The organism is Domibacillus aminovorans, from assembly GCF_001643235.1.
Taxonomy (GTDB): Bacteria; Bacillota; Bacilli; order Bacillales; family Domibacillaceae; genus Domibacillus; species Domibacillus aminovorans.
Map to the genome: position 1 here is coordinate 1 of NZ_LQWY01000038.1, position 19,817 is coordinate 19,817.

Consider the following 19,817-nt stretch of genomic DNA (forward strand, 5'->3'; position numbering starts at 1 on the left):
TGCCTTTTTCTCTAAATCGGAGATTTTAATTTTCATGGGAGTTAAAGAAGTTTATTTAAATCGATTGATTGAAAAAGGGGAAATGTTTTGTTCAGTCTTCCCTGAAATAATCAATTCACTTAAAATCTGTCCAACTACACTGCTAAATTTAAAGCCATGTCCTGAGAAGCCTGATGCAATGGCAACGTTTGAATAGGTAGGATGCAAATCGATAATGAAATCTTCATCAGGAGTCAGTGTATACATACAGGTTTTACCGTACTTCAATTGTTGTGTAGAAGGCATATAGTGATGTAAAAATTGTCTTAAATCTGTCGCGTCTCTCTCTAGTTCACCAAATCCCAGGATGGCATCATCTGGATTGATTGTTTCTCCTCCATCATGTCGGCCTACTTTTAATCCGGAACCATCGATGCTTGGAAAACCATAATATTGTCCTTGAGATGTCTCAAACGAAAAGGCTGGAAAATCCTTATGATTATATAAATCTTCATTGACATCAAACCAAGCAAATGTTTTTCTTACTGGATTTAGAGGAAGATTTAAATCCAACATGGAAAGGAGGCTTCCTGACCACGCTCCTGCTGAAACCACTAACGCATTAGCGCTAAAAGTTTGATCCTCGGTTTTGATGGTAACTCTTTTATCATGAACCAATAATTCTTTCACTTTACTATTGGTTAAGATGGTAGCTTCGTGTCGCTCTGCAAGTTCTCGATATGCTTCAAGGCATTCCTCACATTTCAGCACTCCTGATGTTGGTTCGAAGCAACCAATGTACTTGTTCGGTAAAGTGATGCCCGGCCAACGCTTATTCACTTCAATTGAACCTAAAATCTCAAGTGGCAATGAATAGGTTTTTGAACTTGAGATGATGTTCTGGATAAAATCCGTTTTTTCGTGGCCCACGTTTAGAACCCCGGTTGGGAAAAATAATTGTTTTCCCGTCACTTTCTCTAAGTCGTTCCATAATTCTTGAGCCTTGAGCGCCAACGGAACATATTCTTCACCTTCACCATACGCATGCCGAATAATTCTCGTGTCTCCGTGATGACTCCCTTTGTTATGGGGCGGGTTAAAGGAATCTACTAATAACGTTCTTTTCCCACTCTTTGATAAAAAATAACCTGCCGCCATCCCCATCGAACCTGCTCCAATTACAATTACGTCATAATGCATAGTACGTTACCCCTCCTTGTAATAAATCCCCCTGTAACTAAAGTATTAAGTATTGGCAAATATTCTCCTGAAATCAAAATTTTGTGGATTTAGTGAAGAATAATGTTGTTATGCCAATAGAAAAAATTTATGATCCAATCAGTAAGAAAGCAATTGGAATTCATCACTTTGCAGCTGCTTTAAACAGCGTAGTATTTTTAGTTGGAACACAGTTGTCTGACTATGGTGGCTGGGCAGGCGATGTGATCTCACTCTCTCGTTTTGTACCACGAAGGTGCTTATAACTCAGTTTATGATGCAGCTATGGATGTAATAGATTCTAGTATTGGTTCTTTTCCATCAGACGATTTGATTGCTGGTGTGGATGCGTTAAATACTGGACAAATACTTATTAATAGTAATAATACTTTACGTTTATACCAGATGCAAAAAGCACGACAAAAACAATAAAAAAATATGTATTGATGATGTTCTGATAAAACCATGAATCAAGCATGGTAGTTAATCTTCTTTATCGGTTTTAAAATAAACTGCGAAGCCAAGGAATCGCTTCTGTAGTGAAAAAAGTGTAAATGACCGCAAGCTAACAAAGAAAGGCGGGTTCTGGTGCAAATAATTGGGGAAGATATAAAGAGGCGAAAAGTTTCCTAGTGGAATCTGGTCTTAAGCAACAATTCCAAATAGTTGATGAATGAACGTTATTTGATTTTGGACAGAGTTATCCCTTAGAAGGGGTTGCTTCTTTTTCAGCATATGCATCGCTTCCACTCCATAAATAATCCGTTTAGCCGTTCGGAAGGACTTCAATCCTAACATAGAATGAACTCGCTTTTTGATAAAACGATGATCCTGTTCCACGATATTGTTTAAATATTTCTTTTGTCTGAGTTGCATGCCTGTCGGCATGCTTTTTGTTTCTTGTAAGGCTTTGATGGCTAGAGGATAAGCAGGGTTTTTATCCACTGTTATGACACGAGGTTTCGAAACATGAAAAGACCGCAAAGCTTTCTTGAAAAAGCGTTTTGCAGCCTTGTAGTCTCTTGTTTTACTTAGGTGAAAATCGATGGTGTTTCCTTTCCAATCGACAGCACGATACAGGTACATCCATTGACCTTTTACTTTGACATACGTTTCATCGACTCGCCAGGAGTCATTTGTTTGCTTAAGATGACGCCGTACTCTTTCATCTAATTCCAGTCCATATTGATGAACCCAACGCATAATCGTTGTGTGAGCCATCGATAAGCCCCGTTCTTCCATCATCTCCACCACATTACGAAGGCTTAAGTTGTACCGCAGGTACCACCTCACTGTTAACAAAATAATGTCAGGCTGATCATGTTTCCACTTGAATAAATGTTGCTTTTTCATACTGATCACGCACCTTTTTTAAAGTAATAGTACATGAGAAAAGTGCTCCAATAAACAAAAGAGGAATTGTCGTAGGCGCTACAATTATGGTTTTAACTCAATTTGTCATGGCGGCTATTATGACCATGACACCGGTTCATATGGGACACCATGGCCATGGTTTGAGAGAAGTCGGGTTGGTCATAGGTTTTCACATAGGCGCCATGTATTTTCCTTCGCCTTTGACAGGCCTGCTGGTAGATAAAGTCGGTCGTACTACTGTGGCTGTTGCTTCGGGTGTCACACTTCTGGCCTCTGGTATGCTAGCGGCTTTTGCACCGGCAGACTCAATGGTGCTGCTGATCTGCGCATTAGTCTTGCTTGGTGTTGGCTGGAACTTTGGCTTAATAAGCGGAACGGCTCTCATTGTAGACGCAGCACATCCATCTATCCGCGCAAAAACACAGGGATCGGTTGATGTCTTGCTTGCATTATCAGGTGCCTCAGGAGGTGCGCTATCAGGAATGGTAGTTGCTCACTCTAGTTATGCAGCACTATCACTTTCTGGAGCTGTTTTGTCACTGTTGCTTATTCCTGTAATTGTTTGGTCTCGTAAGGCTCAAAGCAAAGAGCTGATATAAAGTTTTTCTTAATCAAATTCCTTATTCTTTAATGAGTCTTTCTTTTAAGTCAGTTATCGAAAGAGCCTTTTACTCAACAGTTTTGGTCAACTGTTGGTTAAGCCAACGTAATTCCTGCTTACATTTATAGGCGTAATGCACATCAATTCTTTTAAATAACGTTTCAATATTCCACCATAATTTTTCCAGTTATCTTTTAAAGTTCTAGAATATGATACAATATATTTCACGAAATGATATATAGGTGGGAAAAATGATAAAACATCCCAATAGATATTCTTGGCTCAGTTATACAGCATTTATTTTAGGTATATTACTGGCTGCTTCACCCGTGATTCAAGCTCAGATCGTATCCAAAGAGATGAGAAGAAGCTTCTTACTTTTGTTGATCTTATTTTAGGCCTCATCATGCTTGGTTTTGTAAGTTTTCTTCTCTACATACCGGGTCATAAATTCTCCAACGTCACATATTTTATTTCGCAAACGCTGCTGATTTAGTAGTGTTTGCAGTTTATATTCAGCTATGCCGCAATATGAATGAACTGTTGAGTAATAACCATCTTGTTTTTTCTTTCTTGAACTATTGCACTCGCTAGTTGAATAAGTTTTTATATAGTACAATGAGAGAATATAAAGCTTTGACAATAAAAAATGATTAACTTTTTACCATCAAAATATGCTAATAGAAACAGGGGGATCATTATGCCATTATCAAATATAAATCTATACACTTGGAAGCCATTTTCAACATCACCGCCACCACCGTTTACTCCAGCTGTTGGGTCAGCACTGAATAAGCTTATATTTAAAACAGATTAAGAATCTGCGAAATATAAGCTGTTTCGCAGATTCGAAGGAGTAAACGATGAAATCTAAAATTCAGTTTATATTATCAATGATCATCTTTGGTACGATTGGTTTAGTTCAAAGATACATTGATTTATCTTCGAGTGAAACAGCTTTACTAAGTAGTTCAATCGGGTGTCTATTTTTAATGTTCGTATTTTTTACGATGAAAAAATCCATTCCGTGGAAATTAGTGGAAGCGAATGCTTTCGTCTTATTTCTTTCTGGTATAGCATTAGGAGGGAATTGGATTTTCCTCTATCAATCTTATGATCATACAACCATTACTAACGCAACATTGGGGTATTACTTTGCTCCTGTGTTTGTCATGATTCTCTCACCAATCATTCTTAAGGAACAATTACCGATCAAAAAGATGGTTTGTATTGGTGTTGCGATATTAGGGATGGTATTGATTGTTGGAAATGGTATCAGTGCGTCTGGAAAAGGGGATCTACTTGGGATCTTTTTTGGATTAGTCGCAGCTGCATTTTACGCTGCATTAATGTTATTAAATAAATTTATTTACAATATGGACAAGCTAGAAATTACCATCATCCAGCTCGGAACAACTGCGTTACTTCTCTTGCCATATGTGCTTTTTACTGAGGGAGTCAGTATCTTGGAAGTAGCAAGATCATCCATTCCTTTTATCATCCTATTAGGGATTGTTAACATGGGTATTGGATTTTGGTTATTTTTCTCAGGGATGCAAAAACTAAAGGGACAGAGCATTGCAATGCTCAGCTATGTAGATCCATTCGTAGCTATCCTGATTTCTGCTGTTATCTTGCAAGAACAAATGACAGCTGTTCAAATGCTTGGTGGAGCGCTTCTTTTAGGCTCAACATTTGTTAGCGAAAATAAATCAATCACATTTCCAAAACGATTCATGAAAGTCCCAATTAAATAACGTACAAAACAGCGAGAACCATTTGGTTCCCGCTGTTTTTGTATGATAAGATACTCAACAGTTTCGGTCTACTGTCGAACGGTTCTGGTGCAAATATGGTAGTTATTAAAAAAGACGTATGAAACTTTATCAGAATCGCTAGTTAAGCTGATAGACCAAACAATTGATGGATGAACGTTATTTGATTTTTGACAGAGTTATCCCTTAGAAGAAGTTGCTTCTTTTTCAGCATATGACCCCATAAATAATCTGTTTAGCCGTTTGGAAGGACTTCAATCCTAATATAGAACGAACTCGCTTCTTGATAAAACGATTTGAATAAATGTTGCTTTTCCATACTGATCACGCACCTTTTTTAAAGTAATAGTATTAGTATCTCCAAGATTTAAAGATGATTTGCAACTGTCCCTAAGTTTTTGCACCAGAACCGTTTTTATTTATTTTGAAAGTCCGTAGCATGCCAACCTTCCCTTTTTTAAGAAACGACCTTGACCAGAACAGGATTCGATCCATTCCTTGGGATTCCGGTTTGGGCAGCGTTTCAACGATTATGTCCCATCATAAGGATAATTTGCTGTCTCATACAGCGTGGGAATTTATGAGTATGGTGAGGGAGCATGCAGTAGGATGGAGGACGCAAGAATAGGGAGTCTCTTCATTTTTCTAAATTTCACAAACACGATTTTGGTTAAGTCTATTTACAACATTTAGGAAGCATACTTACTTTTCCTTTTTCAGATGAGTTATGCTACAATGTTTTTATTAAATGATAGAAGGGATGATGGGTGGACGATGGACAAATAATCTTATTTTTTAAATTTGAAATCGCATATTTCAAATGATACGAAATAGGATTAGTCTGCCCATTTTCTATAAACTGTAGAGCTATTTAATGAAATAGCTTATTTGAGCAATGTGAAAATGCGACTAATCCTTCCAAATGAATTGGGAGGGTTTTTTATTCTCCCTTTAAAGAGAGGGATAGATTTTATGAAAGAATTACTAAAATTACGAAATATCAGCTTTGAAATAATGGATCTTACAGTTTTTGAAGACGTAAAAGCTAGTGTACAACAAGGAGATATCATCGGAGTCATTGGCAAAAATGGTGCTGGGAAATCTACCTTGTTGCAATTAATTAACAATGGCTTAGTGCCAGCAAAAGGACAAATTCAATGGCTACAACAGAACTTGAAAATTGTTTTGGTCGAACAAGAAACCGAGTCATATTCTTCCGAAGCAGTGACACATTTAGAAGGCACTTTACTAGAGAAATGGCATGTACCAACCCACAATTTTTCACAATTAAGTGGCGGAGAAAAATTGAAAGCACGACTTGCAAAAGGTTTTTCAAAAGATGCACACCTTTTACTATTAGACGAACCGACAAATCATCTCGATGAACAAAGTACGGAGTTCCTCAATGAACAAATTAAGAATTATAAAGGTACCATTATTATTGTTTCGCACGATCGTTATTTTTTAGATGCTGTTGCAACAACAATTTGGTCGGTTGAAGGTAAAAAACTTATTGAACATAAAGGTAATTATTCTAGTTATATGGAGGTTCGCGAACAGAAAAGACTTACTCAGCAACGAGAATATGAAAAACAGCAAAAAATGGTTGAACGCATTGAAGCGCAAATGAATGAGCTCACTTCTTGGTCGAAAAAAGCTCATGCACAATCGACAAAAAAGGAAGGCTTTAAAGAACACTATCGCGTAAAAGCAAAGCGCATGGATGCACAAGTAAAATCAAAACGAAAGCGTCTTGAAAAAGAGCTTGAAAAAGCAAAAGCTGAACCTGTTGAGTCAGAATATAATGTACGCTTTTCAATTAAAGCAAATAACAAGGTAGGAAAACGGTTTTTAGAAGTTAAGAATTTAACAAAGGCTTTTGACGGACGAACACTATTTAAAAACGTCAATTTTACGATTCAGCATGGTGAGAAGGTTTCAATAATAGGTCCGAATAGTAGTGGAAAGACAACTTTATTGAAAGTAATTGTTGGACAGGAAACCTTTGCGGGCGATGTATGGATTTCACCATCTGCAAATATTGGTTATTTAACGCAAGAAGTGTTTGATTTACCACTTGAACAAACACCCGAGCAGCTATTTTATAAAGAAACATTCGAAGCGAGAGGAAAAGTTCAAAATTTAATGAAGCATTTAGGATTTACAGCGTCTCAATGGACAGTGCCAATCACGAACATGAGTATGGGTGAGCGTGTAAAGTGCAAGCTGATGGCGTATATATTAGATGAAAAAGATGTGCTTATTTTAGATGAGCCGACAAATCATCTTGACCTACCTTCACGTGAACATCTTGAAAATACATTAGCACAATATAATGGTACACTGCTTGTTGTTTCACATGATCGGTACTTCCTTGAAAAAACGACTAGCAGTAGACTGGTATTTTCAAATAATAGCATACAGAAGCAATTGAAAGAAACATCTCAAAAAAGAGATAATCTCGCTGAATTACGTTTGAAGCTTGAAACAGAAAGACAAGAAGTTTTAGGGAAGCTATGCTTTTTAACTTCAAAAGATGAAGCATACGCGGAACTTGACAAAAAATTTAAAGAACTCACGAAGCAAATAAATGAGCTTTAATCGAAGAAACTTATAATTGTAAACTTTTATAAGCTTAGTTAAGTAAGGATAAATAATTTATTATAGTCAATCCTTAAACGTGGGCTTGCTAAAATCTGAACGAACTTGATTATGCTAATGATGAACTATTTATGTTCGAAAAAAATCTGTTTGCTGGTAGGACACCTATATGAATGTAAAGAAAAAATCCAGTGAGGAATTTCATTTCTCTCTGGATTTTTTCTTTTGATAACTCTAGATTAAATGATTATATTTATTCTTTCGATATCAATAATTAATCGACCTTTTTATCCTGTCTTACGGCTGTTTTTCTTTGTGTTTTTTTCGATTCCGGACACAGGCCTCAGCACAAAATAAGTGGCTGTTACTTCTTATTGACAAATCCGTTAAAAAAATTTAATATGAATAACTGATATTGAAAATCATTTTCATTTAAGTGGATAAGGTAAAAGAGATAAGTTTATTTGTATATAAATGATTTATCTATTGGGATTCCTGTTGAAAAAATCACATTGATGTTTAAGTTATTTACAAAAGCGATGCTGATCATTAAAGCATCAATGCAGCGGCTGAAGGAGGATAAGATGTTAATACAGAAAAGAGTTTATTGCTTTAAAAAAGGCATTCATATTCGTACCAATACGAGGAAGCAAGTTGAATATGAAACAGGACTGGAGATTATGATCATTATTTTATCTGGAACGGCAGAAGTTCAATGTGGAAACCAAGTGTTCAATCTTGAGAACAACTCAGTGTTGTTAATAAAACCTCAGGAAAAGGTAAAGATTCGACATACAGAGGGAACTGAACTTATTTATGACTTGTTCTTTTTTTCAAGTTATAAGCTGACAGGAGTAACAGAGGAAGAGCTAAGTTATCAACGCTCGGCTGATTTATTTCCGCAGAGTGGTTTGTTTTATCATCCGGCTTCAGCAGAGGTGAAAAATTTAGCAGCTCAGCTGATTAAAATATTTGCTAAAGAAGCTGATAATTCAAAAGCTATTTATTTGTTGAACGAATTAATTGCAAAAATTGAGGTTGAATTCAATTTATTTCAACAGCGTACATTTAATTCGTCTTTTCATTCGGTGCTGCAATATATTCACTCACATTCTCATCAAGCCTTGTCAAGGGACTCCGTAGCAAAATACTTTGGCTATCATCCAAACTATTTTTCTGAGCGGTTTAAAAAAGAAACAGATTGGAGTTTTTCTGACTATTTAGCGCACATTCGCATGGATAAGGCGAAGTTCTTTTTACTTGAACATAGTCTGACGATTGGGGAGGTTGCGCGCAAAGTTGGTTATCAGGATGGTCTTTATTTAAGCAGAAAATTTCGTAAAATGACTGGGATGTCGCCGACTGAGTTCAGAAAAGGAAGGAAATTTGAGCGAATCGCTACCCTTCAGTTTACAGGGGCATTGCTGGCGACAGGAATAAAGCCGGTCGCTGTTCTCTCATCGTATGATAATGTCCCTGAGCTGCTGAAAGAGGAAGTAATCTCATCGATCCAATTAGCCCCTGACAGACTGCCTACTATCGAGCAATGGCGTGATCTTAAGCCGGATTTGATTATTGCTCCTACTTATTTATATCCAAATCAAAAGATGATCGAGGAGATGGAGTCCGTAGCACCAGTAATGATGCTTGATTGGGATACATATGACCGTTTGGAAGAAGTACAGCTGATCGGACGAATCGTTGGAAGAGAAACGCAAGCGAATGAGTGGATTCAGACATTTCGGGAAAAAGCGGAATGTGCACGGGAAATGCTGAAAGGGGTGCTAAAAGAGGGAGAGACGGTCGGGCTTTATGAGTTATATTGGACCGGGGATGTAGGGATATGGAAAGCGACTGCAAGAGGAGCTTTCAATCTTTATACAATGTTGAAGTTGACTCCTGCCAAGCGTATTCAAAAGGAGGTATTGAAGCCTAATAAGCATCTGATGATTTCCGAAAATGAACTTTCTGCTTATGCAGCTGACCATATGTTTGTTGTGGTCGATTCTGTAGAGCAAGCAGCAAGAATCTTTGAACGTGAAATTTGGCGTCAGCTACCGGCAGCAAAAAACGGACAAATCTATCTCTTACGCCTTGAAGATTTTTGGGCGAGTGAAGGTGTCGCTTTGGAGAAACAATTAGATATTCAAGTGAAATACATCTTGGGCAGGTCGTGAATCTGACATTTGTCCATATTGAGTTAGTTATGATTGTCCATATCTTTTTTAAATCGCTCTTGTTACAATTATAAATGAAAATGGTTATCATTATCATTTATAGCGAAAGAGGGAGCATACTTATGAAAATACACAATAATCTATGCATACTACTAACTGTTATTTTTCTTGCTGTATTGACAGCCTGCAGCAGTAACGAGGGTAGCCAAAGTTCAGAGAAAAAAGCAGGAGATAATAAGGCTGCTGCTGAAGAAACGCGGGTAGTCGAAACGGTTAATGGAGAGGTGATAATCCCGGCAAATCCAAAGCGTGTTGTGGCACAGGAGGGATTGTTAGCTACGCTCCTGGCTTTAGATGTAAAGCCAGTCGGAGCAGCAAGTAGGTATCTTCAAAATCCCCATATTAAAGATTTAGTTGATGGAGTAGAGGATATTGGTGAAGGAACAGACTATGAGAAAATTCTTGAGCTTGAACCAGACTTGATTATTACTCAATATGATGATCCAAGTAACTATGAGAAGCTGTCCCAAATTGCGCCAACGATTGTCTATCCATATTTAACGTTTAATAATGTTAAAGAAGAGATGGAAGAAGTCGGAAAACTACTTGGGGAAGAAGAGAAAATGAAGGAATGGGAAATACAGTTTGATGCAAGAATGGCAGCAGCTAGAGAAAGAGCACGGGCAGTCGTCGGTGATCGGACCGTATCGCTGATCGGAGCATATGATAAGGATATTTATGTGTATGGAGATAGTTTATATCGGGGCGGTGAAGCATTGTATCAGCATTTGCAATTAACACCGACTGATGCGATTGCTAAAAATGTCATTGGAAATCCGGATGAATTCCTTAAAATCTCATATGAAGTATTGGAGGATTATGCAGGAGATTATATCTTCGTAGATGAGTCTAATGGTGGAAAACTCGATAAGGAAAGTCCGATTTGGAACAATCTTGATGCAGTAAAAAATAACCATGTAATGTTCCCGGACCCGGATCGCTTCTGGCCGTATGATCCGATTTCTGTGGCAAACCAAGCTGAGGAATTTGCCGACATGCTGGAAGCGCTTGAGAAATAGTTTTATTTGATAAAACCATCTATGTGCCGTCGCAGATGAAATCGTATGTAAAGAAGCTTCACTAGTATCTTGAAACATAAGAGTTGTTTTATAATTTTTAATTGATAATGATAGTCAATTTCGTTTTGGTGTAAATATTTTAAGTTAAAGGTGAATGGATGATGGGAATGACTGCAATGAAAATAGAAGAAACGGAGATTGAGATAGCGGAACCTCAGCTACGTTCACGTCCGTTAGCCGCCACGATCATTATGACAGGAGGCATTGCCGCACTTATATTTAGTATAGCTCTCTCCATTTCTTTTGGAGCAGCTGATATTAAATTATCTGTTGTATGGGAATCTGTTTTTCATTTTAATCCTAATTTAAATGATCATCAGATTATCAGGGAATTGCGGTTGCCTAGAGTACTAGGGGCAGTAATAGTAGGCGCAAGCTTTTCGGTTGCTGGCGCCATTATGCAGGGAATGACAAGAAATCCGCTTGCTGATTCGGGGCTGCTCGGTTTGAATTCTGGTGCAGTATTGGCGCTTGCGCTCTGCTTTGCTTTTTTCCCAGGGCTACCGTACATGTACTTAATTATGTTCTCCTTTATCGGAGCTGCAGGAGGAGCGGGACTTGTATTTGGAGTTGGTTCCATGACAAAAGGTGGTTTGACACCGCTGCGTCTCGTGCTTGCCGGTGCGGCTGTCAGTGCTTTATTCGGTGCGTTAAGTGAAGGAATTGCTTTATATTTTAGGATCGGGCAGGATCTTGCCTTTTGGTATGCGGGCGGAGTAGCTGGGACAAAGTGGGAACAATTGGAAATTATGCTTCCTTGGGTTGGTGCCGCGATTCTTGCTGCCATTATGCTTTCACGATCTATCACGCTGCTCAGTCTTGGTGAGGAGATTGCCTCCGGTTTAGGGCAAAAAACGAAAACGGTTAAGTTTGCGGGAGTGATTATTGTCCTGATATTAGCTGGATCCGCTGTTTCGGTTGTTGGTGCAGTTGGATTTGTAGGGCTTATCGTTCCGCATTTAACCAGATATTTAGTCGGGGTAGATTACCGCTATATTATTCCGTGTTCAGCCGTACTTGGAAGCTTATTGCTCCTATGGGCCGATTTTACCGCTAGGATGATTAATCCCCCTTATGAAACACCGATCGGGGCTTTAATTGCTTTAATTGGTGTACCATTCTTCCTTTACCTTGCCCGCAAAGAAAGGAGAGGACTATAAGTGGAATTATCTGATTTTTCACCTGCTGAAACGAAGAGAAGAAAAAGGAGTATAACGACATTGTCTGTTTTTTTAGTTTTAATTGTTGTTGCCTTTATTATCAGTGTCAATACAGGGCATATCCGATTAACACCAATAGAATTAATTAGAACTTTATTTGGAGCGGGTACGGACAAGCAGGAGCTGGTTTTGTTTGATTTTAGGCTTCCACGTATTATCATTTCTGTTCTTGTCGGGGCTGCACTTGCTGTTTCTGGCTGCGTCATGCAGGGGCTTTCCCGAAATGCATTGGCAGATCCCGGAATCCTGGGAATCAATGCCGGAGCAGGGCTCGTTGTGATGCTGTACGTTGCTTTTTTTCCAACGCAAACTGTTAGTTCTGTGCTGCTCCTGCCAGTATTAGCCTGGCTGGGAGCTGGTCTGACCGCTGCGTTAATTTACGTCCTTTCTTTTAAAAAAGGCGAGGGTTTGTTACCTACTAGGCTCTTATTGACAGGAATTGCTGTTGCTGCAGGTATCAGTGCGTTTACGATTGTGCTAACTTTGCGCCTCTCACCAGAGCAATATCAGTTTGTAGCAACATGGATGGCCGGAAGTATCTGGGGCTCTAACTGGAAATTTGTTGCGGCACTGCTTCCGTTTATTGTGATTTTATTGCCATTTGTATGTTATAAAGCTCGCGTGCTAAATATATTAAGCCTTGGCGATCAGATGGCTGTCGGACTAGGAACTTCTGTAGAAAAAGAAAGACTGGTTCTTCTTGCAGCAGCGGTTGGATTAGCAGGATCTTCCGTTTCTGTCAGCGGCGGCATTGGGTTTGTCGGATTGATTGCTCCCCATCTTGTTCGCCGTCTGATTGGTCCGAAACATCAATTTCTGCTTCCTGGATCTGCCTTGGCAGGAGCACTGCTCGTTCTAGTAGCTGATACAATTGGACGTTGGATTATACAGCCTTCGGAAATTCCAGCAGGTATCGTTGTCGCGGTGATTGGAGCGCCTTACTTTTTATACTTGCTTGCCCGCTCAAAAGCTTGACGGTTCTAACGAAGGGAGATCTTACTCAATATGTTAAGACAATTTTTTTCTTATTACCAGCCATATAGATGGTTATTTACTGCCGATTTTACTTGCGCAATTTTAGCGGCCTTATTGGAGCTTGTTTTTCCTTTAGCGGTTAATAAAGTGATTGATGACTTACTGCCAGCCGGCAACTGGAGTTCAATTATATGGGCATGTGTCGGCTTGCTTGGGATTTATGTGCTTAGCTCTTTCCTACATTACGTTGTTACATATTGGGGTCATATGCTTGGGATTAATATTGAAAGGGATATGCGGAAAAAATTATTTGACCATGTCCAGAAGCTGTCTTTTCGATTTTTTGATAATAATAAAACCGGTCATCTCGTTTCACGGATGACCAATGATTTAATGGATATTGGTGAAATTGCCCATCATGGCCCGGAAGACTTGTTTATTGCGGCGATGACTCTGTTTGGAGCCTTTGGTTTAATGTTGTCGATTAATTGGAAGCTTGCTGTGCTGACATTCATTATTATTCCATTCTTAATTTGTCTATCCATTTATTTTAGCAAGAAAATGTCGCGTGCATTCAGCCAAATGTTTGCTGATATTGCCGATTTTAATGCCAGAGTTGAAAATAATGTGAGCGGCATTCGGGTCGTAAAAGCATTTACTAATGAAGATCACGAAATTGCACAATTTGGTGTAAACAATGAGCGGTTCCGTACAACGAAGCTTGTTACTTACAAGGTGATGGCGTGGAACTCATCGGTCAGCCATTTGCTGATGAAAGTCGTTTCGTTATTCGTTTTAGGATGTGGTACATGGTTTGTGATCGAGGGAGAAATGACATTTGGAGAATTTATGGCTTTTGTGCTTCTTTCCAATATCTTTCTTACACCGATTCAGCAAATTAACTCTGTTATTGAAACTTATCCAAAAGGAGTAGCTGGCTTCCGCCGTTATCAGGAGTTGCTTCACACCGAGCCTGATACGGAGGATATACCTAATGCGATTGATGTTAAACATTTAAACGGAGATATTGAATATAAAAATGTTACGTTTGGCTATGAAGGAAAAGAGAAAGTGCTCAATAATATTCATTTTACTGTCAGTAGAGGAGAAACTGTAGCACTTGTCGGACCATCAGGAGCTGGCAAGACGACGATCTGCAGTTTGCTGCCAAGGTTTTACGGCATTGAGTCAGGCAGCATTACGATTGACGGCATTGATATTCAGGAAATGGTGCTTCAATCATTGCGCCAGCAAATTGGGATCGTGCAGCAGGATGTGTTTCTCTTTGATGGAACGATTCGGGAAAATATTGCCTACGGAAAGCTTGATGCGACTGAAGAGGAAATTCGAGATGCCGCAAACCGGGCACAAATGGAAGATATTATCCTCGGACTGCCAGATGGATTGGATACATTAATTGGTGAACGCGGCGTCAAATTATCAGGAGGACAGAAGCAGCGGCTTTCTATCGCTCGGATGTTCCTGAAAAATCCGCCGATTCTCATTCTCGATGAAGCGACATCTGCGTTAGATACTGAAACGGAGGCAGCAATCCAGAAAGCCTTAAATAAACTGTCCCAAGGCAGAACCACGCTTGTGATTGCCCATCGCCTTGCTACGATTAAAAATGCTGATCGAATTCTAGTTATCACGGAAGAGGGCATTAAAGAGCAAGGAACACATAAAGAACTGCTTGAAGCAGGAGGTACATACAGCAGACTGCATCATGCACAGTTTCAAATGTAATTCGTAGTTCCTTCCATAATTCGCTGGAAAAAGCGGATTTTAGAAGATGATTAGATTGATAGGAGGAGAAAGAAAATGGCTGATCGTTTATCAACTAAAGACTTAACTATTGGCTATGGGGAAAATATCATCGTCGATAAGCTGAATTTGTCTGTGCCGAATGGGAAAATTACCGCTTTAGTAGGAGCAAATGGTTCTGGCAAGTCAACTATTTTGAAAACGATGGCACGTATTATGATACCTATTAATGGGGGAGTAATGCTTGACGGGCAGATGATTCATAAGAAGTCAACAAAAGAAGTGGCTAAGGATTTAGCCATTTTGCCGCAAAATCCAATTGCACCAGATGGATTAACCGTATATGAGCTGGTCGGCTATGGCCGCTATCCGCATCAGAAAGGGTTAGGCACAATGACCAAGGAAGACCGGAATATCATTCATTGGGCGATTAAAGTAACTGGAATGACAGAATTTTATGATCGAGCTGTTGACCAGTTATCAGGAGGGCAACGCCAGCGAGCATGGATTGCGATGGCGCTTGCTCAGCAGACAAGCATTTTGTTTCTTGATGAACCGACGACTTTCCTTGATATGGCTCATCAGCTTGAAGTTCTGAAATTGCTGCAAAAGCTGAATGAAGAAGAGCAAAGAACGATTATTATGGTTGTTCACGATTTGAATCAAGCGACTAGATTTGCCCATCATATGGTGGCAATCAAATCAGGAACAGTGGTGAGCGCAGGAACACCAGAAGAGGTGGTCACTCCTGATGTGCTGCGCAAAGTGTTTGCGATCGAAGCGGATATTATCACTGACCCACGCACAGGCGGTCCACTTTGCCTGCCTTATGAGCTGACAGATGGGGTAGAAAAGAAACAAATAAACATAAAAGAACCAGCAGCTGTTTGTTAAAAAATCAGTGCGGGGTTGTCTTGGAAAAGAGTCAAAAAACACCTCGCTCTTAGTAAAACAGAGAAGAAGGGTTGAGTTAATATGATGAAACAGAATGTAAAAAGAATAGGATCATGGCTTTTTATTTTATGCTTGATGTTCATTCTTGCCGCTTGCTCAGGTGAAGGAGCAAGCAGTACAAATACAAATGAAGCGAAAGAAGAACTGACAACAGAACAAGGTACAAATAAGACACGAATCATTTCCACGGTAACAGGCGATGTTGAAGTACCTGTCAATCCCGAACGCGTAATTGTCGATTGGGATCTCGGTCATGTACTTGCACTTGGAGTCGAACCAATCGGTGCTTCCAAAACGATTCTAGATTATGGTCAATTTCTTACGCCATATGTAACCGATCGGACAGAGGATATCGGACAGGATGGACAAGTGTCGGTGGAAAAAATGATTGAATTACAACCAGATTTAATTATTACTTGGGACCGTAATGCGGTTGAACAATACAGTAAAATTGCCCCAACGGTCGTATTTGAAACACAAAATTATGACAACATTCATGAAGAAATGACGGCAATTGGGGAAATTTTGAATAAACAAAAAGAAGCAGAAGAATGGCTTGCTAATTTTGATGAACGGGTCGCAGCCACTCAGGCAAAAATCAAAGAAGTGATTCCAGAAGGCGCTACCTTCTCTATTATTGACGTAGGTACGACTAAATCGACCATTGTTGTCGGTGAAACAGGAGAGCGAGGTGGAGATGCCCTATATCAAATTTTAGGAGTTACGCCGCATCCGCTGGTCAAAAGCGAAATCATTGATAAGAACGAGAGCAGACTCGATGTATCATGGGAAAAAGTAGACGACTATGCCGGTGATTATATTTTTATGATCACAACAGGTGACGATACCCAGCCAGAATTGCCGAGCGTTTGGAATTCGCTCGATGCTGTGAAAAATCATCATGTATATGAACTAAATATTAAAAAATATTTCACTAGTGATCCATTATCAGCACTGTTACAAGCAGAGGAAATGGCTGAAATGTTAGCAAAAGGGAATTAAAACATTTCGTAATAGTAATTTGAACTAAAGGATCATAGTAATTTAGCCATAAAGGAGAAATCAAAATGAGGGGAAAAACAATTTTTTACCCATTATTCATTGTACTATTACTTTCGGCTATTTTAGCCGGTTGTGGTGAAAAAGTAGCCAATACCTCTGATACACAGCCCAAGGATAATCAGGAGGAAACAACAAGAATCTATAAAGATGTAACAGGTAGAGAAGTAGAGATTCCGATCAATCCGAAGCATGTATTAACGACGCAATACCTCGATGCAATGTTAGCGCTTGGCGTTAAGCCGATTGGAGCACCTACTCACGTATTGGATAACGATTATTTAGGTGAATTACAAGAGGGTGTAGAAGACATTGGAAGTCCTTTTTCCATAGAGAAAGTGTTGGAATCAGCACCTGACTTAATAATTTCTGCGGATCCTGAAGAAGTGGAACAGTTAAGCAAAATTGCACCGACTGTTGTGATTCCTTGGCAATACGGCGATGTATATACTCAACTAAATGAGGTTGCTCGCATCTTAGGAAAGGAAAAGGAAGCGGATGCTTGGCTCGCAAATTTAAATACAAAAGCAGCTGAAGGTAGAGAAAAAATTGCTAGGGATTTTGGAGAAGATGAAGTTTTTTCCATTTTCATGACATATGGTAAAGATAATTTAAGACTTTATGGTGCACGGAATATAGGTCATGTGTTTTACCGATTATTAGAATTGACCCCTCCACCCATTATTCAGGAAAAGCTTGTGAAAGATCCTAATTTTGCAGAGTTTGTTTATGATGATATCTCGATGGAGAAGCTGCCTGACTATGCAGGTGATCATATTATTATGTTAGCCTATGATCAAGAAACAAAAGATGAAGGAGGTATGTTCTATCAAATTGAAAACAGCGCTTTGTGGAAAAACTTAGCTGCTGTACAAAATAATAAAGTCAATTACATTGATGATGATCCATGGTTTACGTATGCACCGATTGCCATCGAGAAGTCATTGGATGAAGCGATAGAGTTATTATCCAAATAGAATAATCCCCCCACTTAATTTTCATCAGAAAATTAAGTGGGGTTTCTAACGTATTGAACATTTCTGGCACTTAACGTTAGTGGAGCTGTCAGATCAGTGAGTTAAACACAGACCCAGCTCCGCTATCCCATTGTTTTTATGATGGAGGGTGGCATTGTTGAAGGTCATGATAAGTTTGTTAGTTATACAAGAAGCTCGCAGCAGGCTTCATCGTGCTCAATTTGGAATCTAATATAAATAAGTATGGGGGAATCGAGATGGCGGAAGAATTAGAGTTATTTGATGTAACGATTATTGGCGGAGGACCTGCAGGGTTGTATACAGCTTTTTATAGTGGAATGCGTGATTTAAAAACTAAAATTATTGAGTATGGACCAAAGCTTGGGGGCAGAGTACTCATTTATCCTGAAAAAGTGATTTGGGATGTTGGTGGAGTTACCCCAATTCTAGGAGAACAATTAATCGCTCAGTTAGAAGAGCAAGCGAGAACTTTCGATCCAACGATTGTGTTGAATCAACAAGTCGTTGGGTTGGAGAAATTGAAGGACGGAACCTTTATTTTGACGGCTGCAACAGGTGAGAAGCATCATTCGAAAACGGTGATATTAGCTGTAGGATATGGTGTCTTAACAATGCAAAAGCTAGAAATTGAAGGAGCAGACCGCTATGAGGTAACAAATTTACACTATACAGTACAAGAACTGGAGGTATTTCGTGACAAACATGTGCTGATCTCTGGAGGTGGAAACTCAGCAGTTGACTGGGCAAATGAATTAGAAACAATCGCTGCAAGTGTAACAGTCGTCCATCGGCGTAATGACTTTGGAGGACATGAAAAGAATGTCATCAAGATGAAAGAGTCTTCTGTGGATGTACGTACGCCTTATGAAGTGGTACAGCTGCATGGTAATGGAGATACCATAGATCAGGTATCCATGTCCCATATAGAAACAGGTGAAGTCGAGAGAATCACTGTGGATGCGGTCATTGTCAATCATGGTTTGAAATGTGATTACGGTCCATTAACCGAATGGGGATTAGAAATGAAAGAGGATGTAGCGATTGTGAATAGCAAAAGGGAGACAAATATTCCTGGTGTATATGGTGCTGGAGATTTCATTGACCATGAGAGCAAGGTGAGATTGATTGCAGGGGCATTCACGGATGGAATACTTGCGTTGAATAGCGCTAAGTTACGTATTGAGCCGGATGCACCGAAAGTAGCGTATGTGTCCTCACATAATATCCGATTTAAAGAAAGAAACAAAAAGCTTGGTTTAGATGACGAAAATTATAGAGATGTAGAAGGATAATAGAGAAGTCTTGCTTAAAGGCATTATAATGGGACAAAGATTTCCTTCGTCGATTAAAGTGAAGCTAGTTCATTTCGAAATAAGTTGATTTTGAGTTGATCAACCATGCACGTGGTGGAACCACCAGTTTCTCATCATACTCTAAAAAGCAATTTGCTGAATATGACATGGTTATTAAGCAGGATGGGCGGATGCCGTCGCTGTCAGGCGAACCGAATGTCGAGTATCCAGTAGATACCGTCACCCGCGGGCCATCTAAAGAAGGAGGGCGTTACGGAAAATGGAATGCTCGTTGTCGCTGCCGCTTCTGCTGATTTTTCTGAAACAAGTGGAGAAGGACTATTTTTCGACGCTGTGAATTACACATTTCCAAAAGCGAATGAAAAACTCAAATTCGGCCAGCGGGTCTTAGTGGAGTTTTCAGGTTTTATTTTGGAATCATACCCAGGGGCAGGGCGGAGCCAAACTTGTCACCGTGCTCCCGACGTACCAGCTAAAAGGAGCGGACTTAACGGAAGAAGAAGTCGTCCGACAGGTGATTGAGAAAAAACAGGACGACAGTGGCTTTACAGCAGCCATCAGCGATGTGACATTTAATGAAAAAACCGACCAGTGGACCGTGGGGTTCACAGAAACATTTGCCCCGAAGGAGAAAGAATTTAATATAACAGCGGACGATCAAAAATAATTA

14 protein-coding genes and 2 pseudogenes are annotated in these 19,817 nt (G+C 39.5%); 13 read left to right on the forward strand and 3 right to left on the reverse strand.

Annotation, left to right across the window (positions count from 1 at the left end):
- Positions 1-51: 51 nt before the first annotated feature.
- Both solA and AWH49_RS12865 read right to left on the reverse strand, forming a co-directional pair.
- Entirely contained in the window at positions 52-1,179 is a 1,128-nt protein-coding gene (solA, locus tag AWH49_RS12860; protein WP_063966034.1) for an N-methyl-L-tryptophan oxidase, read from the reverse strand.
- A 663-nt stretch (positions 1,180-1,842) separates the two neighbouring features.
- The gene (locus AWH49_RS12865; RefSeq protein ID WP_063966035.1) at positions 1,843-2,550 is read right to left on the reverse strand and encodes an IS6 family transposase; all 708 of its coding nucleotides are present in this window, start codon (positions 2,548-2,550) and stop codon (positions 1,843-1,845) included.
- 38 nt (positions 2,551-2,588) lie between these two features.
- Here AWH49_RS12865 and AWH49_RS12870 point away from each other — a divergent pair.
- Positions 2,589-3,170 (forward strand): annotated as a pseudogene (locus AWH49_RS12870) (MFS transporter); the annotation flags it as partial.
- Positions 3,171-4,035: 865 nt separating this feature from the next.
- Complete coding sequence (locus AWH49_RS12875; protein ID WP_063966036.1) at positions 4,036-4,929, forward strand: DMT family transporter; 894 nt, start codon at positions 4,036-4,038, stop codon at positions 4,927-4,929.
- Positions 4,930-5,071: 142 nt separating this feature from the next.
- On the opposite strand, the pseudogene AWH49_RS20790 reads toward AWH49_RS12875, so the two are convergent.
- Positions 5,072-5,244, reverse strand: a pseudogene (locus AWH49_RS20790) (IS6 family transposase); the annotation flags it as partial.
- A gap of 675 nt (positions 5,245-5,919) precedes the next feature.
- Here AWH49_RS20790 and abc-f point away from each other — a divergent pair.
- From abc-f to AWH49_RS20080, 11 genes are all read left to right on the forward strand, one after another.
- On the forward strand, positions 5,920-7,548 hold the full coding sequence (abc-f, locus tag AWH49_RS12880) for a ribosomal protection-like ABC-F family protein (RefSeq protein ID WP_063966037.1): 1,629 nt from the start codon (positions 5,920-5,922) through the stop codon (positions 7,546-7,548).
- 680 nt (positions 7,549-8,228) lie between these two features.
- On the forward strand, positions 8,229-9,725 hold the full coding sequence (locus tag AWH49_RS12885; RefSeq protein ID WP_169815998.1) for a helix-turn-helix domain-containing protein: 1,497 nt from the start codon (positions 8,229-8,231) through the stop codon (positions 9,723-9,725).
- 122 nt (positions 9,726-9,847) lie between these two features.
- Positions 9,848-10,804: an ABC transporter substrate-binding protein gene (locus AWH49_RS12890; protein WP_063966039.1), complete on the forward strand. Its 957-nt coding sequence runs from the start codon at positions 9,848-9,850 to the stop codon at positions 10,802-10,804.
- A gap of 161 nt (positions 10,805-10,965) precedes the next feature.
- The gene (locus AWH49_RS12895; protein ID WP_063966040.1) at positions 10,966-12,024 is read left to right on the forward strand and encodes a FecCD family ABC transporter permease; all 1,059 of its coding nucleotides are present in this window, start codon (positions 10,966-10,968) and stop codon (positions 12,022-12,024) included.
- Entirely contained in the window at positions 12,025-13,059 is a 1,035-nt protein-coding gene (locus tag AWH49_RS12900; RefSeq protein WP_063966041.1) for a FecCD family ABC transporter permease, read from the forward strand. It begins immediately after the preceding gene.
- Positions 13,060-13,089: 30 nt separating this feature from the next.
- Entirely contained in the window at positions 13,090-14,805 is a 1,716-nt protein-coding gene (locus AWH49_RS12905) for an ABC transporter ATP-binding protein (protein WP_063966042.1), read from the forward strand.
- A 75-nt stretch (positions 14,806-14,880) separates the two neighbouring features.
- A complete protein-coding gene (locus AWH49_RS12910) occupies positions 14,881-15,717 on the forward strand; it encodes an ABC transporter ATP-binding protein (RefSeq protein WP_063966043.1) in 837 nt (278 codons plus the stop codon).
- A gap of 81 nt (positions 15,718-15,798) precedes the next feature.
- Positions 15,799-16,779, forward strand: a complete 981-nt coding sequence (locus AWH49_RS12915) for an ABC transporter substrate-binding protein (RefSeq protein ID WP_063966044.1) — start codon at positions 15,799-15,801, stop codon at positions 16,777-16,779.
- Between the two features lie 65 nt (positions 16,780-16,844).
- A complete protein-coding gene (locus tag AWH49_RS12920) occupies positions 16,845-17,813 on the forward strand; it encodes an ABC transporter substrate-binding protein (RefSeq protein WP_063966045.1) in 969 nt (322 codons plus the stop codon).
- Positions 17,814-18,070: 257 nt separating this feature from the next.
- Entirely contained in the window at positions 18,071-19,126 is a 1,056-nt protein-coding gene (locus AWH49_RS12925) for an NAD(P)/FAD-dependent oxidoreductase (protein ID WP_063966046.1), read from the forward strand.
- 475 nt (positions 19,127-19,601) lie between these two features.
- A complete protein-coding gene (locus AWH49_RS20080) occupies positions 19,602-19,814 on the forward strand; it encodes a hypothetical protein (protein ID WP_157723726.1) in 213 nt (70 codons plus the stop codon).
- Positions 19,815-19,817: the final 3 nt, after the last annotated feature.

Excerpts from the sequence above, each read along its gene's own strand:
- solA (WP_063966034.1), bottom strand. The coding sequence starts at position 1,179 with ATGCATTATGACGTAATTGTAATTGGAGCAGGTTCGATGGGGATGGCG.
- AWH49_RS12865 (WP_063966035.1), bottom strand. The coding sequence starts at position 2,550 with ATGAAAAAGCAACATTTATTCAAGTGGAAACATGATCAGCCTGACATT.
- AWH49_RS12875 (WP_063966036.1), top strand. The coding sequence starts at position 4,036 with ATGAAATCTAAAATTCAGTTTATATTATCAATGATCATCTTTGGTACG.
- abc-f (WP_063966037.1), top strand. The coding sequence starts at position 5,920 with ATGAAAGAATTACTAAAATTACGAAATATCAGCTTTGAAATAATGGAT.
- AWH49_RS12885 (WP_169815998.1), top strand. The coding sequence starts at position 8,229 with ATGATCATTATTTTATCTGGAACGGCAGAAGTTCAATGTGGAAACCAA.
- AWH49_RS12890 (WP_063966039.1), top strand. The coding sequence starts at position 9,848 with ATGAAAATACACAATAATCTATGCATACTACTAACTGTTATTTTTCTT.
- AWH49_RS12895 (WP_063966040.1), top strand. The coding sequence starts at position 10,966 with ATGGGAATGACTGCAATGAAAATAGAAGAAACGGAGATTGAGATAGCG.
- AWH49_RS12905 (WP_063966042.1), top strand. The coding sequence starts at position 13,090 with ATGTTAAGACAATTTTTTTCTTATTACCAGCCATATAGATGGTTATTT.
- AWH49_RS12910 (WP_063966043.1), top strand. The coding sequence starts at position 14,881 with ATGGCTGATCGTTTATCAACTAAAGACTTAACTATTGGCTATGGGGAA.
- AWH49_RS12915 (WP_063966044.1), top strand. The coding sequence starts at position 15,799 with ATGATGAAACAGAATGTAAAAAGAATAGGATCATGGCTTTTTATTTTA.
- AWH49_RS12920 (WP_063966045.1), top strand. The coding sequence starts at position 16,845 with ATGAGGGGAAAAACAATTTTTTACCCATTATTCATTGTACTATTACTT.
- AWH49_RS12925 (WP_063966046.1), top strand. The coding sequence starts at position 18,071 with ATGGCGGAAGAATTAGAGTTATTTGATGTAACGATTATTGGCGGAGGA.